This window comes from Leisingera sp. G5_S3_59_S7, from assembly GCF_054968485.1.
Genome location: NZ_JBQKUH010000021.1, coordinates 14,525 through 29,704 on the forward strand (window position 1 = coordinate 14,525; position 15,180 = coordinate 29,704).

13 protein-coding genes and 1 tRNA gene are annotated in these 15,180 nt (G+C 62.2%); 6 read left to right on the forward strand and 8 right to left on the reverse strand.

The genetic code is table 11. The features are described 5' to 3' along the window. Genes nosZ through ACTRWG_RS11225 form a run of 3 tightly spaced genes read right to left on the reverse strand, consistent with a single transcriptional unit; the run spans nucleotide 1 to nucleotide 4,486 of the window. Nucleotides 1-1,908 (reverse strand): TAT-dependent nitrous-oxide reductase, encoded by a 1,908-nt coding sequence (nosZ, locus tag ACTRWG_RS11215; protein WP_462829326.1) that lies wholly within the window; start codon nucleotides 1,906-1,908, stop codon nucleotides 1-3. 11 nt (nucleotides 1,909-1,919) lie between these two features. Next, nucleotides 1,920-4,109, reverse strand: a complete 2,190-nt coding sequence (locus ACTRWG_RS11220) for a 4Fe-4S binding protein (RefSeq protein ID WP_462829327.1) — start codon at nucleotides 4,107-4,109, stop codon at nucleotides 1,920-1,922. Beyond that, nucleotides 4,100-4,486, reverse strand: a complete 387-nt coding sequence (locus ACTRWG_RS11225) for a hypothetical protein (protein ID WP_462829328.1) — start codon at nucleotides 4,484-4,486, stop codon at nucleotides 4,100-4,102. The genes ACTRWG_RS11220 and ACTRWG_RS11225 overlap by 10 nt, the downstream gene beginning before the upstream one ends. On the opposite strand from ACTRWG_RS11225, the gene ACTRWG_RS11230 reads away from it, so the two are divergent. Continuing rightward, complete coding sequence (locus ACTRWG_RS11230) at nucleotides 4,485-4,658, forward strand: hypothetical protein (RefSeq protein ID WP_462829329.1); 174 nt, start codon at nucleotides 4,485-4,487, stop codon at nucleotides 4,656-4,658. The two genes, ACTRWG_RS11225 and ACTRWG_RS11230, sit on opposite strands and share 2 nt — an antisense overlap. Nucleotides 4,659-4,702: 44 nt before the next feature. Here the strand turns inward: ACTRWG_RS11230 and ACTRWG_RS11235 are convergent, their stop codons facing one another. The 4 genes from ACTRWG_RS11235 to ACTRWG_RS11250 are packed head-to-tail and all read right to left on the reverse strand — an operon-like array spanning nucleotide 4,703 to nucleotide 7,819. After that, nucleotides 4,703-5,464, reverse strand: a complete 762-nt coding sequence (locus ACTRWG_RS11235; protein WP_260001297.1) for an ABC transporter permease — start codon at nucleotides 5,462-5,464, stop codon at nucleotides 4,703-4,705. Then, nucleotides 5,461-6,207: an ABC transporter permease gene (locus tag ACTRWG_RS11240; RefSeq protein WP_462829330.1), complete on the reverse strand. Its 747-nt coding sequence runs from the start codon at nucleotides 6,205-6,207 to the stop codon at nucleotides 5,461-5,463. Before ACTRWG_RS11240 ends, ACTRWG_RS11235 begins: the two co-directional genes overlap by 4 nt. A 9-nt stretch (nucleotides 6,208-6,216) precedes the next feature. Further along, nucleotides 6,217-6,981 (reverse strand): transporter substrate-binding domain-containing protein, encoded by a 765-nt coding sequence (locus ACTRWG_RS11245; RefSeq protein WP_027236588.1) that lies wholly within the window; start codon nucleotides 6,979-6,981, stop codon nucleotides 6,217-6,219. Nucleotides 6,982-7,021: 40 nt separating this feature from the next. Next, nucleotides 7,022-7,819, reverse strand: a complete 798-nt coding sequence (locus tag ACTRWG_RS11250) for an ABC transporter ATP-binding protein (protein WP_027236587.1) — start codon at nucleotides 7,817-7,819, stop codon at nucleotides 7,022-7,024. Between the two features lie 96 nt (nucleotides 7,820-7,915). Here ACTRWG_RS11250 and ACTRWG_RS11255 point away from each other — a divergent pair, with 96 nt between their 5' ends. Genes ACTRWG_RS11255 through ACTRWG_RS11270 form a run of 4 tightly spaced genes read left to right on the forward strand, consistent with a single transcriptional unit; the run spans nucleotide 7,916 to nucleotide 12,132 of the window. Next, nucleotides 7,916-8,563, forward strand: a complete 648-nt coding sequence (locus tag ACTRWG_RS11255) for a TetR/AcrR family transcriptional regulator (RefSeq protein ID WP_027236586.1) — start codon at nucleotides 7,916-7,918, stop codon at nucleotides 8,561-8,563. Then, a complete protein-coding gene (locus ACTRWG_RS11260) occupies nucleotides 8,560-9,744 on the forward strand; it encodes a pyridoxal phosphate-dependent aminotransferase (protein ID WP_027236585.1) in 1,185 nt (394 codons plus the stop codon). Before ACTRWG_RS11255 ends, ACTRWG_RS11260 begins: the two co-directional genes overlap by 4 nt. After that, nucleotides 9,741-11,345 (forward strand): 5-guanidino-2-oxopentanoate decarboxylase, encoded by a 1,605-nt coding sequence (locus tag ACTRWG_RS11265; protein ID WP_027236584.1) that lies wholly within the window; start codon nucleotides 9,741-9,743, stop codon nucleotides 11,343-11,345. Before ACTRWG_RS11260 ends, ACTRWG_RS11265 begins: the two co-directional genes overlap by 4 nt. A gap of 4 nt (nucleotides 11,346-11,349) precedes the next feature. Next, complete coding sequence (locus tag ACTRWG_RS11270) at nucleotides 11,350-12,132, forward strand: arginine deiminase family protein (RefSeq protein ID WP_027236583.1); 783 nt, start codon at nucleotides 11,350-11,352, stop codon at nucleotides 12,130-12,132. A 184-nt stretch (nucleotides 12,133-12,316) separates the two neighbouring features. Here ACTRWG_RS11270 and ACTRWG_RS11275 read toward each other — a convergent pair. After that, nucleotides 12,317-12,406, reverse strand: a tRNA-Ser gene (locus ACTRWG_RS11275). Between the two features lie 1,253 nt (nucleotides 12,407-13,659). On the opposite strand from ACTRWG_RS11275, the gene ACTRWG_RS11280 reads away from it, so the two are divergent. Continuing rightward, a complete protein-coding gene (locus ACTRWG_RS11280; RefSeq protein ID WP_027236582.1) occupies nucleotides 13,660-14,061 on the forward strand; it encodes a hypothetical protein in 402 nt (133 codons plus the stop codon). Nucleotides 14,062-15,180 lie beyond the last annotated feature (1,119 nt).

A 15,180-nucleotide genomic window follows, 5' to 3' on the forward strand; every position in this document is an offset into this window, starting at 1 on the left:
TTACGCGCTCCGCGGCTCGACCAGCATCCGGCCGCGCATTTCCATGTGCAGCGCGTGGCAGAACCACTGGCAGTAGTACCAGTGCACGCCCGGACGCTCCGCCTTGAAGGTGACAGAGGCGGTGGCCTGCGGCCCGACTTCCATCGCGATGCCGAAATTCGACAGGCAGAAGCCGTGGGTCAGGTCGTCGATATCATCCAGGTTGGTGACATAGACAGTGACCTCGTCGCCCTGCTTCACCGTGAACTTCTCAAGGCTGAAGTTCGGCGCCTGGCTCGACATGTAGACCCGCACCTTGTCGCCGTCACGGATAATGGTGTCCTGATAGTCGTCCAGATCGACACCATCCGCCTCAGCCTGCTTGCGCGCATCCTCCCACATCGGGTCGTTGCGGTCCCAGATGCTGGCCGGGTTCACCTTGGAGCGGTGGACGATGATCGAGTCATGCGGCTCAGCAAAGGTCGGGCCGTCGTGCACCACCTTCATCTTGTCGCCGGAAATGTCGATCAGTTGCTCGTTCTCGGGCTTCAGGGGACCCACATTCAGGAACCGGTCCTTGGAGAACTTGTTCATCGAGATCAGCCACTTGCCGTCCGCCTCAGCGGTTTCGCCCATGGAGGTGGAGTTGTGGCCCGGCTGGTACTGCACATCGACCTTGTCCATGATCGGGTCCACATCGGCACCCGCGTAGGCTTCGATGGCCTTGGCGATGTCCCATTTCACCACTTGGCTGTCCAGGAACAGGGTGGTGTAGGCATAGCCGCGGTTGTCAAAGGCAGTGTGAAGCGGGCCAAGGCCCAGCTGCGGTTCCGCCACGATGGCTGAGCGCGGATCAGCATCCGCATCGAACAGCGCGTCCAGCTTCTCGACGTCGATGACCGAAACGGTCGGCGACAGCTTGCCGTTGACGCAGACGTGCTTCTTGTCCGGCGCGGTGTTGATGCCGTGCGGCGAGTTCGGGATCGGGATGTAACGGGTCAGCTTGCCCGGCGCGCCCTTGCGGCCGTCCACCACCTTGGCACCGTTCAGCTCCTGATATTCACCGGCCTCGATCGCTGCCTCAATGGCTGCAATGTTGAAAACGACCACGTGGTCCAGCTCGTTCTCGGTCATTTCGGCCAGGGTCATGCCCATTTCCGAGTTGTAGGAGGTCGAGTAGGCGTATTTGCCCTGATAGTCGCAGTCGGTGTTGTCCAGGTTGCCCGAGACGATCACCTGCCAGGCAACTTCCATGGTGTCGCCGTCGATGGCGGAGAAGATGTTCACGTATTGCGACGGATCATCCAGGATCTGGCCGTCGTTCACCAGCGGTGCCTCGTGCTCGCCGTTGGCAAAGACATAGCCGGTGCGCGGGAATTTCTGCGGCCGCAGCCCGTGGATGTCCTTGGCGTTGGGGATCTCGATGATCTTGTCGCATTTCATCACATCGCAGCGCACCCGGGCGACGCGGGTGTTGGCCTTGTCATTCATAAACAGGTAGCGGCCGTCGTAGGTGCCGTCGGTGAAGGACATATGCGGGTGGTGCAGGTCGCCGTTGTCATAGGTTTCCTTGCCGTTGGCGGCCAGGAATTCCTTGGTCTCCGGCAGCAGTCCTTCGGTCAGGATCTTTTTGGATTCGTTGGTCTGGCCCCAGCCGGTGGCGGAACAGCGGTTGAACACCGGGATCCGCATCAGCTCACGCATGGACGGCACGCCCAGAATGCGCAGCTCGCCGGTCTGACCCGAGGACCAGAAGCCGTAGTATTCGTCCAGCTCGCCCGGCTCCAGGTTGACGCCCGCCGCCTGTGCAGGCTTGGCGCCCAGCAGGGCTGAGCCGGCACCGGTGGCCGCCAGAACGGCACCGGAGGCGGTGGCCCCCAAGAGGCCGCGGCGGGTGACGGGCAGTTTATTTTTCAGGTCTTCAGACATGGTGTCCTCCTTCAGGAAACTTTGATCCTGTTCGCGTTGGGGTGATTGGCCGGCGGCCGGCCCAGAGCAACGTCTGGAACCGGGCTGCCGGTCTTGGCCCGGCGTTTCAGCTGTTTGATCACAACCGGGCATTTGGCTTCGGATTGGTACAGAACCTGGCAATGCAGGCAGTTCACACATTCGTTCGGGTTGATCTCACCTGTCGGGTGGATGGCCTGCACGGGGCACTCGTTGGCACAGGTCTGGCAGGGGCTGCCGCATTCCTTGTAACGGCGCAGCCAGTCGAACATCCGCACCCGTGCCGGGATCGCAAGCGCCGCGCCCAGCGGGCACAGGTAGCGGCAGTAGAAGCGTTCGATGAACAGCCCGGCCAGCAGCAGCGTCAAGGCAAAGACCACAAACGGCCAGTCTCGCACGAACTTCAGGATGATCGCGGTCTTGAACGGCTCCACCTCGGCATAGGTTTCGGCCAGCGGGATCGACACCATCGAGACGCCGAACAGGCCAAGGAAGATCATGTATTTCGCAGGCCACAGGCGTTCATGCAGGCCCCACGGCAGGGTGATCTGCGGCACCCTCAGGGCGCGGGCGATCTTGTTGGTCAGCTCCTGCAGCGCGCCGAACGGGCACAGCCAGCCGCAATAGGCGCCCCGGCCCCAGAACAAGAGCGCAGCAGCAACGGCAAACCATTGAATGAACACCAGCGGGTCCAGCAGGAAGGCGTCCCAGGAGAAACCGCTGCGCAAGCTGCCAGCCAGCGCCATCAGGTTCACCACGCTGAGCTGCGCGTTGGCGTACCAGCCCAAGAACACCAGGGTGACGGTCAGGTATCCGATCCGGAACCAGTAAAAGGTGCGCGCATTCACGGTTGCCTGGAACTGGAAGAAGAACACCCCCGTCAGCACCAGCAGCATCACACCCAGCACGCCGATCTCCAGCGTCCGGTCCTTCCAGATCCGCTGCCACAGGGCGGCCTTGGCGGCGGCCTCGCCGGTGTCGTCCTCCACCACCTTCGGCGCAGGCGCAGCGGGCACCAGGTACTGCTCGGGCAGCTTGTAACCCAGATCAAAGGTCAGGAACGCCCGCTCCAGCGCACCGACCGAGCGCTGCACCAGAAGCTGCAGGCGGAAAGGTTCTGCCGGGTCAAACTCCGCGTCTGCCGGGATTTTGAACAGGTCCAGCTCTGCAAAGCTGGGGCTGTCTGCTGTCGCCAGCCCGCCCAGCCGCTTGTGCTGGCGGTCGAAAAACCGCACTGAGGCATCGCCCTGGATCATCTGGATCCGGTCGAAAATGCCGCCGCGCACATAGCCCGAGCCTTTGAAGCTGTAGCTGCCGCGCCCCAGCACCAGGATGGCGTGCTCGCCCTCCTTCAGCCAGGACTTGAGGTTCCGGTACTCTGCCTCGCCCAGCAGCGACTTGCCGATGGAGGGAACGGATACCAGCGCCATATGCATGTCGATGAAGGTTTCTTCCGCCGCGCCGCGCTCACGCCGCCGGATCGCCCGCTGGTCGCCAGTGGCCTCAAAGGCCGCATTGATCTGGCCCACGTCCAGCGTCATCCGCCGCACCGAACCGTCGCCCGCCAGCGTGGTCCAGTCCGCGACCTCCTCACGGTTCATGTCGACCTCTCGCTTCGGCCCGTCCGGCTGCACAGGTGATAGCCCGCCCAGGCCCAGCGCACGCGCCACCTTGATGCCGGCGCGCACCAGGCTGTCGTCGATCACCATAATGGTCACCGTCGCGCCCGAGATGATGTCGAGGTCATGGGCATCGCCGCCCGCCGCCGCCTCAGCCTTGAGGTCGAGCCCGGCATAGCTTTCGGTCAGCTTGACCATTTTGGAGTTCGGAATGCCGATCAGCACGATCGGCTCGGAGTGCTTGACCAGCTTCACGCCAGTCAGCACCGCATCGGTGTCAATGGCTGCCACCACATGGATCGGCTTGCCGCTGTAGCCGGTGGTGCCGACGAAATCGGAGGTCAGAAAGGCATAGGCAACGGTCTCGCCCGCCTTCAGCACCGGCGCCACCGGCACATCGCTGCGGACCGGGCCGAACGCCTCGGCGCCGGGCACCAGGTCGGCAGGTGTCAGTTCTTTCAGGAAGCTGTCGAGGCTGTCTGCCTCAGCCGCCGCGGCAAAAAGGGCGGCGAATGTCATCACTAGGGCTGTCAGGCAGCCCCGGAAGGCGCGTGTTAGGACCATGGCGCCTCTCCTTTATTCTGAGTGGCTGCCACGGACGCGCGCAGGGCGCGTTCGGATTCTATTTTATCTGCCAGCGGAGGCCCGCGGCCGTCATGCCAGTATTGCGCCGGGTTCGGCTGCACCGCGGTTCCTGCGGGCAGCAGCACAGCACATTTTGCCGCCCGGCCGATGCCGGATGCCTGAACGCTTGCCGACCCGTACCCGGTCTCAGCCGCGCACAAGGCGCAGGTGCTGCATTTGGGGCAATCCTGCTTGTCTCCGCTGCCTTCGCCTGAAACCTGGATCTCCACCACGCCGAACTCGCCGCAAATTTCGATCCACTCTCCGCCGCTCGCGGCCTGCCCCGCACCGGGAAAGGCCACCTGCAGCACGAGCATGAAAGCCGCGCACATCCCCGCCAGCCGCCGGAAAAACCCGGCGCGAAAGGCGGACGATATGAAAGGGGTGCGCGGCATCTGTTACAAGATTCCCTTGCTGCATTTGCCGCTGACACTAGAGGGAACTTCCGTGCCGTTATTTGATGTATGTCAGATAAACCTGATTTTTTGAAGCATCCGCCACTCGGGCCAAGGGCGGCCTAACTCACGGGTAAATCAGCCTTTCTCAAACCGCCGGAAGGCAAATGCGATCACACCGGCGATCGCCATGTAGACCAGCGCCAGCAGTAAAAGCGGTTCATAGACAATGAACGTATCAGATCGCACCCGCGAGGAGACCGCATAGATTTCCATCACCGTGATGGTCGCCACCAGCGGCGTTGCCTTCAGTTGCAGGATGGTTTCGCCGCCCAATGTCGGCAGCACGTTGCGGATCGCCTGCGGCAGCCAGATCCGGCGGAACATGGTGAAGCGCGGCATGCCGAAGGACTTGGCGGCTTCCAGCTGCCCCTTGGCCACGCCGGAAAACGCCCCCCGCATGACCTCTCCCTCATAGCCCGCATAGGACAGGGTCAGCGCCAGCACCGCATAGGGCCAGGCCTGGCGCAGATACGGCCACAGCTCTGACGACCGGATCCAGGGAAACTGCGGAAACAGCGACCCCAGCCCGTAATACAGCAGCCATATCTGCAAGAGCAGCGGTGTGCCGCGGATGATGGTGCAGAAGGTGCGCGCCGGAATAGACAGATACCAGGGGCCAACCGCCTGCGCCAATCCCAGCGGCACCGCCAGCAGGAAGCCGAGAAACGTGGAGACAACGAGGATCCAGATCGTGGTCCACAGCCCCTCCAGCGCCAGAGGCGCGTATTTCGGGATCCAGTCCCAGCGCAGCGCGAAGGCGCACCAGATCACGATCCCCGCGAACACCAGCATCATCACGATACGGTGCGGCTGCATCAGGTCCTTCAGGCCGGTCATCGCGCGCCCCCTCTCAGAGAGGGCTGGCCGCGCCGCGCCCATTTCTCAACCCGGGCAAAGACCGCGCCGGAGCACAGCGTCACCATCAGGTACAGAAAGCCGGCCGCCAGGAAGAATGTGAAATAGGCCCGGGTGCTGCTTGCCGCCTGGCGGGTTTCCAGCGTCAGTTCATTGAAGCCGACCACCGCCAGCAGCGCTGTGTCCTTGGTGGCGATCAGCCACAGGTTCGCCAGCCCCGGTACCGCGAAACTCATCATCGCCGGAATCGTCACCCGCCGCATGATCATGAAGGCGGGCATCCCATAGGACTTCGCCGCCTCGATCTGACCCACAGGCACCGCCTTGATGGCGCCGCGCAGCACTTCGGTGGCATAGGCCCCCTGCACCACGCCTAAGACCCAGATGCCGGCCGCTACGCCGTTGATCTCAACCCGGCCGCCGTCCAAGCCTTCGGAGATTTTGTTGATGATATCGCTGCCCACGTAATAGAGGATCAGGATCAGCACCAGTTCCGGCACCGCCCGGATCACCGTGGTGTAAATGGCGAGAAGGTCACGCGTGACCTTCCCGCCGTAGAGTTTGCCATAGGCCCCGAACAGCCCGATCACCAGCCCCAGCCCAAAGGCGCCGAAAGCGATCTGCAGGGAGTTGGCAAGCCCGCGCAGCAGGTTGCCCCCCCAGCCTGACAGCGACAGCAACTCCGCGCTGGCGCCAAGGCCCAGTAATTCAAGCAGTCCGGTCACGTCAGCGCCTTAGTAGATGCTGGTGGTGAAGTATTTGGCAGTGATCTTCTCGTGAGTGCCGTCGGCCAGGATCGCCGCGATGCCCTTGTTCAGCGCTTCGCGCAGCTCGTCGTCGCCCTTGCGCACGCCGGCACCGACGCCGCGGCCCAGAATCGCCGGGTCATCCGCCACCGCGCCCTTGATCTCACAGCAGCTGCCGGTGTCGGAGCCCACGAAATCCGCCATTGCGATGCTGTCCGCCTGGGTCGCGTCAATGCGGCCCGCAAACAGGTCCTGATTGGCCTCATCCTGGGTCTGATAGACCTTCAGCTCCGCCTCCTTGAAGTATTCCTGCGCGTAGGCCTGGTGGATGGTCGAGGCCTGGATGCCCACGATCTTGCCCGCCAGCGATTCCGGCGTAGGTTCGATATCCATCGACTTGTCCGCCACGATCACGGCAGGCGTGTTGTAATAAGGATCCGAGAAATCAATGGTCTTCTGCCGTTCCTCGGTGATCGACATGGAGGCCATGATGGCGTCGATCTGCTGGCCGGTCAGCGACGGGATGATGCCGTCCCAGGCAACCGGGGTGATCACACAGTCCAGTTCGGCAGCGGCACACACGGCACCGATCACCTCGACCTCCCAGCCGACCCAGTTGCCGGAGCTGTCGAGCGAGGCAAACGGCGGATACGGCTCAGCCGCGATGCCGATCTTGACCTGTTCCGCGGCGGCGGCACCGGCAGTCAGCGCGGCAGCTGCAACACCGGCGGCAAGCAATGCTTTCAGTTTCATCTTCTTCTCCCAGTTGGTTTTTTGTTTTGGTGATAGTGGATCAGGCGACTGAGCTCAGGAATTGCTTCAGCCGGTCTGATTGCGGATTGCCAAAGACCTCGGCAGGCGGCCCCTGCTCTTCGATGCGTCCTTGGTAAAGGTAAACAACGTGGTTCGCGACTTCGCGCGCGAATTTCATCTCGTGGGTGACCAGCAGCATGGTGCGCCCTTCAGCGGCCAGATCGCGGATCACCGTCAGCACTTCGCCCACCAGTTCCGGGTCCAGCGCTGAGGTCGGCTCGTCAAACAGCATCGCCGACGGATCCACCGCCAGCGCCCGGGCAATCGCCGCCCGCTGCTGCTGGCCGCCAGACAGATACGCGGGGAAAGTGTCCTCCTTGCCGCCAAGCCCGACCCGCTCCAGCAATTCGCGCGCGCGCTCAATTGCTTGCGCCTTGGGCACCTTCAGAACATGCACCGGCACCTCGATCACGTTTTCCAGCAGGGTGCGGTGTGTCCACAGGTTGAACTGCTGGAACACCATCGCCAGCTTGGTCCGGATCTTTTCGATCTGTCTCTGATTGGCCGGGCTGCCATCAGCCCGCATCGCCACTTCCTCGCCGCCGATCACGATCTTGCCGGAGCTTGGCGTCTCCAGAAAGTTGATGCACCGCAGCATGGTCGACTTGCCGGATCCCGAGCCGCCGATGATCGCCACCACATCCCCCTGCCGCGCGGTCAGATCCACACCCTTGAGCACCTCCAGATGGCCAAAGGACTTGTGCAGGTCCTCCACACGGATTGCCTCGCGGCGTGTGTTGGTCTCCGGAACGGATGCGGCGGCAGTGGCTGTGTCCATTGTTGTGTCACCTTGAAATTTCCGATTGCAGTAAGCCGCGAGTCCAGTAATTATGCAAGTGTATAATTTCTCCGCCAGGCAAAAACAGGAGCTGAGGTGAGCGACGATCGCCGCAAATTCAAACGCGAATCCGCCGAGGCCCGGAAGGAGGCGCTGATTCTCGCCACGCTGGAACTGGTGGCGGAAAACGGCGTGCGCGGGGCCACGGTGCGGGGCATTGCCGAGCGGGCCGACGTGACCCAAGGGCTGATCCGGCATTATTTCAGCTCCAAGGAAGAGCTGATCATCGCCGCCTATGAGCATCATATGACCGCCATGACCGACCAGACCTTTGCCCCCGCGGCGGGGGCAGACGGCACGGCGTCGGAACGGCTCACTGCCTTTGTGAACGCCTCGCTGACGCCGCCGGTGGTGGACCCGCGGTCCATCGCGCTTTGGGCAAGCTTTCTCAACAAGGTGCAGCAGGATGAGCAGATGAAGGCCACCCACGAACGCACTTATGGCTATTTCCGCGACTTCCTGGAGGGGCTGATCGCAGCCGCACTGCAGGAAGCCGGCCGCCCCGCCGGCGACACCCGTCTGCGGCAGCTGGCGATTGCCTGCAACGCGGTGATCGACGGGCTGTGGCTGGAGGGCGGCGCCCTTCCGGACGCCTTTGCGCCGGGGGAGCTGGCAGAGATCGGACTGCACTCCGTTGCCGCGATTACAGGTTTGAATTTGGAGCAGGAGGCGGAAACCGCATGAGGCTGACAGCAATCACCGAACGGCTGGCCGGACTTGGCGGCGGAAAATGGGAAGTGCACCTGAAAGCACGGCAGATGGCCGCGGCCGGTGCCGATCTTGTGGAGATGACCATCGGCGAGCCGGATGTGCCCACGCCGCCGGAACTGCTTGAGGCGGCGGCGCAGGCGATGCACGCGGGCCGTACCGGTTATTCCGACGGACGCGGCGAGGCGCATCTGCGGGCGGCCCTGGCGGACGCCTACAGCACCAGCCGCGGACGGAAGTTCGGGCCGGAAAACATCCTGTGCTTCCCTGGCACCCAGACCGCGCTTTACGCAGTGCTGCAGGGCGTTGCCGAACCCGGCACCGAAGTGCTGGCAGGCGACCCGATGTATGCCACCTACGAGGGCGTGATCCGTGCCTCCGGCGCGGAGATGGTGCCGGTGCCATTGCGGCCCGAAGCCGGCTTCCGGATGCAGGCCAGCGACCTGGCTGCCCGCATCACCCCGCGCAGCCGCGCCATCCTTCTGACCACTCCGCACAACCCGACCGGCGCCATCCTGACCGCTCAGGATCTGCGCGAAATCGGTGAGCTGGCGGTGCAGCATGACCTTTGGATCATCTCCGATGAAGTCTATGAGCATCTGGTGTTCGAGAGGGCGGAGTTCGTCTCCCCCCTCTCCGATCCGGCACTGGCGGATCGGGTGATCGCGGTCTCCTCGATTTCCAAATCCCACGCCGCGCCAGGGTTCCGCAGCGGCTGGGCCGTTGGGCCTGCGGACTTCTGCACCGCCTTGCTGCCAGTGTCCGAAACGATGCTGTTCGGCAACCAGCCTTTCATTGCCGACATGACCGAAAAGGCCGTGCGGAAAGGTTCCTCCGTTGCCCCTGGCATGACGTCCCGCTTTGCTTCCCGCGCAGCCCTTCTGGTCCAGAGGCTGCATGGCGAAACCGGCCTGCGTGTGCACCGCCCCGAAGCCGGCATGTTCGCCCTGGTCGACGTTTCCGCCACCGGCATGGACGGCGACGCCTACGCCTGGGACCTGCTCGACAGCGGCGTTGCCGTGATGCCCGGTTCCGCCTTCGGCGAAAGTCTCAAGCACTGGGTGCGTGTTGCCCTGACGATTGATGACGAAAGCTTTGCCACCGCTCTCGATCGGATAGTGGCCCATGCAAACCGCAAGTCCAGGAGCGTCGCATGACCAAGGCAACAGTTGGCGAAGCTCTGGTCGCGGGGCTGCAGGCGCGCGGTGTCACCTGCGTGTTCGGCATCCCGGGCGTTCATACGGTTGAGCTTTACCGCGGCCTGGCTGGGTCCGGCATCCGACATGTCACCCCGCGCCATGAACAAGGCGCGGGCTTTATGGCCGACGGCTATGCCCGGGTGTCCGGCCAGCCTGGCGTCGCCTTTGTCATCACTGGCCCCGGCCTCACCAACACGCTCACCCCTATGGCCCAGGCCCGCGCGGACTCGGTGCCGATGCTGGTGGTTTCCGGAGTCAACGCCAGCGGCACCTTAGGACAGGGGCACGGCCACCTGCATGAGCTGCCGGATCAGCATGCGCTGGCGAAAACGGTCGCGCTGGCCTCCGAACACGTCGCCCGGCCCGAGGACCTGGAATCCGCATTGGACCGCGCCTTTGCCCCGTTCTCCGCAGGCCGCCCCGGCCCCGCCCATATCCAGATCCCGCTGGACGTGGCCGGCACAGCGGCGCAGGCTGGCCCGCGGGATCCAGCCGCTGCCCAGCCGCAGCTGGACCCCGGCGAGATTTCCGAGGCCGCAACCCGGCTCTCTGCAGCAGCCAAGGTAGTGATCCTGGCCGGCGGCGGCGCCAAGCGTTCCGGCGCAAACCTCCAGGCCCTGGCTGAGCATCTGGACGCACCCGTCGTGCAGACAGTCAACGCCCGCGGCCTGATGCACGGCCACCCGCTAACTGTCCCGGCCAGCCCCAGCCTGCAGACCGTCCGCGCGCTGATTGAAGACGCCGATTGCGTCTTGGCATTGGGAACTGAACTGGGGCCAACCGATTACGACATGTATGCCACCGGCGGTATGGCCCGGATGGCCGGGCTGATCCGGATTGACATATGCGCGGACCAGCTGGCCCGCCACGCAACGGAGATCGCAATTAACGCTTGCGCCGATGAGGCCGCAACCGCCCTGCTCGGCGCTCTGCCTGCACTGCCGAAGCGAAGCCAGGGCGCCGTGCGCGCAGCACACACCCGCACCGCAGCCCTGGAAGAGATCGGCCCGGAGTACCGGGCCCAGGTCGAGATGCTGAACGCCATGCGCAACGCAGTGCCCGGCGCGCTGATGATCGGCGATTCCACCCAACCGGTCTATGCCGGCAACCTCTACTACGACCACGACCGCCCCGGCGGCTGGTTCAACGCCGCCACTGGATACGGCGCGCTTGGCTACGGCATCCCCGCGGCCATTGGCGCCTCGATTGCCGATCCCTCTGCGCAAGTCATCTGCATTGCCGGCGACGGTGGCGCGCAGTTCTCCCTGCCAGAGATCATGGCCGCCGTGGACGAAAAGCTGCCGGTCACCTTCGTCCTTTGGAATAACCGCGGCTATGGCGAAATCGCCACTTCGATGGATGCCGTGAACGTGCCCGTGATTGGCTGCGACCCCACGCCGCCGGAGTTCGGCCCCGCTGCCGCCTCCTTCGGCATCCCTTACACCCGTGTCCCGAGGGAGCCGCAGGCAGTTGCCGGCGCCGTCCGCGAAGCCAGCAGCCGCGGCACCCCTTCAATTGTTGAAATCGAAATCACCGGATCCGGTCCGCGCCAGGAGTAACCCCATGCGAAACCCCGCCTTTGAGTTCACCCGTGCCATCACCCGCCGCCCTGCCTCCACAATCGCGCAGGGCCTGCGCGCCGAGGATATTGGCAACCCGGACTTGGAATCGATGCTGAAGGCCCACGCAGCATATGTTGCCGCCCTGCGGAGCACCGGTGCCGAAGTGATCGAACTGGATCCCCTGGAAGCCTACCCGGACGCCCAGTTTGTCGAGGACACAGCCCTTTGCCTGCCCCAGGGCGCAATCCTGATGCGCCCCGGCGCGCCTTCCCGCCTGGGCGAAGTGGCAGAAATGGCCCCCACCCTCCGTGTCTGTTACGACGATGTCCGCGCGATCACCGGTCCCGGCCACATCGAAGGCGGCGACATCCTGGTGACCGGCAGGGAGATCCTGGTCGGCCGCTCCGACCGCACCGACGCCGCAGGCGTTGCCGAACTGGCCGAGATCGCCTCCGAATGGGGCTATGCCCTGCGCGAGGTTTTCACCCCGGAAGGCGTGCTGCACTTCAAGACCGACTGCTCGCTGATGGATGCGGAGACGATCCTGTCCACCAAGCGCCTGGACGCCTCCGGCTGTTTTGAAGGCTACCGGGTTCTGCATGTGGCTGAGGGTGAGGAAGCTGCCGCCAACGCCATCCGCTTCAACAATCTGGTTCTGATGGCCGCGGGCTTTCCCCGAACCGCAGAGATGCTGGATAACGCGGGTTTTGAGATCGTCGAGATCGACAATACCGACTGCGCTAAGCTGGACGGCGGCATGTCCTGCCTGTCCCTGCGCTTCTGAGCCCCGCCGCGGCAGGCCGGGTATTTCTTCCGTCAGAGGGGTGACCGTCTGACGGGGGCTGGACCAAGGCCTTCCGCCGCGCGCGGCTACCGCTGTGCAAGGGGCTTTCAGCTGCATCCCCGGACGCAACCGGCCGCTGACGCCTGGTCGCGTTACTCTTCAGCCACTTGAAAATTCAGGAAAATGGCGGAGACGATGGGATTCGAACCCACGAGACGGTTTCCCGCCTACTCCCTTAGCAGGGGAGCGCCTTCGACCACTCGGCCACGTCTCCGCTGACCCGTATATGTGCCGCAACCCAGAGAAACAAGGCGTTTTTTCAATTTTTTTCCGCGCCAGCAAAACAGGGAGTTTCCCCGGTTTTCAGGGAACCTTTGCGGAACTGCACGTGATTCACGTGCAAAATCCGTGCAGCCGTGTTCGCGCAATGTTCACGGCAATCGATCTAAATTTGATTCCCTCCCCTGCTCCGGTCGCAATGAGAGTCGCCAAATCACCAAACCGCATTCCAAAGGCCGCACATGGAGACGAAAGACTATCCCCTGGCGATAGTGGAAACCGCAGGCCATCGCTGCAAGCGCTTCGGCAGATAGGTACTTGCGCCTGGACCATGTAATGCACGCCTATTGCGCTTCGCTGACGCCATTGCAGCCGACAGCATCAAAGTATGCTGTACCGCCTCACCGGGCCTCCGCTTCCGGGAAGGCGACCCGGGAATGCCGCGTCTGCAGCAGTGTGCGCTTGGTACGGATGACAGAAGAACTGCCTTCCGTCGTCTTGGGAAACATCCGCAATCCCCTCTGTGCATGAAGGGCGGTGATTTGGTCGCCACGGTACAGCGGGAAGCTACCCCCGCGTTACATATCAGGGGTTACGTTCATGTTTATCGAGCTGGAGCGTTACGGACCGCCTCAATAATTTCAATGGCTTAGACAAAGCGTAACGCCGTAACGCCTGTAACGGCGGGGGAGAGTGTATACCTCTTACTCTCTCCGGCAGGATATCTCTTTCTCTCTTTATATATATAACTATTTATTTGTTACATACATAGACATACATACAAACTTCCAGTATTTTCAATAACTTAACCCCGTAACAGGCGTGTAACGCTCAGCGTAACACCGTTACATCGTTGATTTTAAATGACTTTTTTCAGAGCCACTGCCCCCGCCTGCGGTAGGAACATCGCATTTTCAAGCTCCTCGGTGTATGGCGGCCAATGAAATAAAGACAATCACCAAATGTTTTCAAAGATGTAACGGAACCTGCATGCTAATCGAGCCCTGATGCCTGTGTTGAACAGAAGGGAAAGCGCCATCTGGGGGCAATGGCCGGCTTGAAAGGCAGCCTGCCCTGGTCTTGCCGCAACAGCAGCAGGTCTCGGCGCGGGATCCTCGAAGGTTAACGGGGGCTGCGGTTCATGTCTCCCGTGACTTGTGGAGAACTGACAAATGCCTCTTTGGATTTTCGACCTCATCGCCCACATTACTCCCAAGTCTAAATTCAGGATGAAAGGTGAACCACCAGATGAACGAAAACCTTGTCCGCATCATGCGCGCGGAAAATCTTCTCCACCTGGTCTGCGAGGAAGCACTCTCTGAATACGTATGGGAGTGCGGTAGCCGTGAATCTGCCATCGCCAGGCTGTCCACCCAGTTCCTGTTTGTCGATAAAATCGTACAAGCAGACAGCGATGGTGATATGGAGGTGAACTGGGGTGTCTCGATTTCTTCAGACATTGCCGAAAATGACCAGCATTATTTGACCCGTTACAATGCCGCCGAGAGCCCTGAAGCTTTTGAGATACTCTTGGACGCAGTGCAGGATCCCGACAACCTGAGCTCGTTGGTGCAATTTGTTGCAGACGATTGGGACGATGAAGAGCACTTTCGGGTTTTCTGCGAAACCCAGACCGAAGCGGAACTCTGAAAAGCGGAATGGGAAGTAGACAGTGCCACGTTGTGAACGGTGGCTGAACCAGCGCAATACTTGGAGCCGCATCAACGCGCAACAGGTCATGGGGGAGAAAGCAGCGGTGCGAAAGCCTGCCAGGGCAGCGAATCCATGGCCTTGCTGCGGGCGGCGTACAAACTGGCGAGTTTTGGCCCGATCTGGTTCGAAGGAGAGCGGAAACATGGTCGTCGCAGCCGCGAGGTGTTTGCGCAGCTCCAGCATGCACCGAGAGTGTCCACAGAGCGAAATCAAACCCGAAACACCTGTACCACGAGCGGATAGATCCATACGAGGAGATTACACCCCGTTCCACCCACACATCGTTAAGGCCACGTAGTCTCAGCACGAAACGACGGCAAACCCAAAAGGCATAGAAAATCACGGATCGCGCAAACCGAAATCCTAAAAGCGGGCACCCGATGCTTTGTTCGTAACAATGAAAGGACTCTTGCCTCGACGCCCAGCTTCCAAAATCTGACCGAGCTTCCCGGTACGTTCCTTGCGCGGCCTCTTCTCACTCTAACTCACGCCAGGTTCCCCAGCAGCTCCAACTCACGAAACACATCCCATTGGAAGAGCGCGAAGTGAACTGCCGCTCGGTTTGTGACAGCGGTCGGCACTCTGGGAGACAGGATCCTTAGCGGGACAGCTTGGCAACCAGACAAAGCGCAGCTATATGCAGACAGTGGGCAGAAGATTCTTGATATGTCTGGCACGGCGCGTGACCATCATTCTCGTCGCACTGGCTTTCTCCTTTGCGGCGAATTTTACGTCAGCGATGGCCATGCACATGCCGCACCAGGAAAGCCTCGCGGAAGAAGCCAGTCCCTCATCACATTCCGGGTCCGGTCATTCCCTGCACCTGGCGGCTCCATCGCAAAGTCTTGACCTTGCATGCTGTGCAAACGATCAGGTTTCTTCCCGTTGCATCGGCAGCTCATGCTTCAGCTCCGACTTGCCGTCCGCGGCCATCCCGTCTGCAGCCCAGACAGCCTCCTCGCTCCACCTGAAAGCTGGTGCGGGTAATTTCGGTGTTCACCTGGAAACACCGCCGCCGGTCCGGCCTCCAAAGCACGTTTGACAAATTTCGCTTCC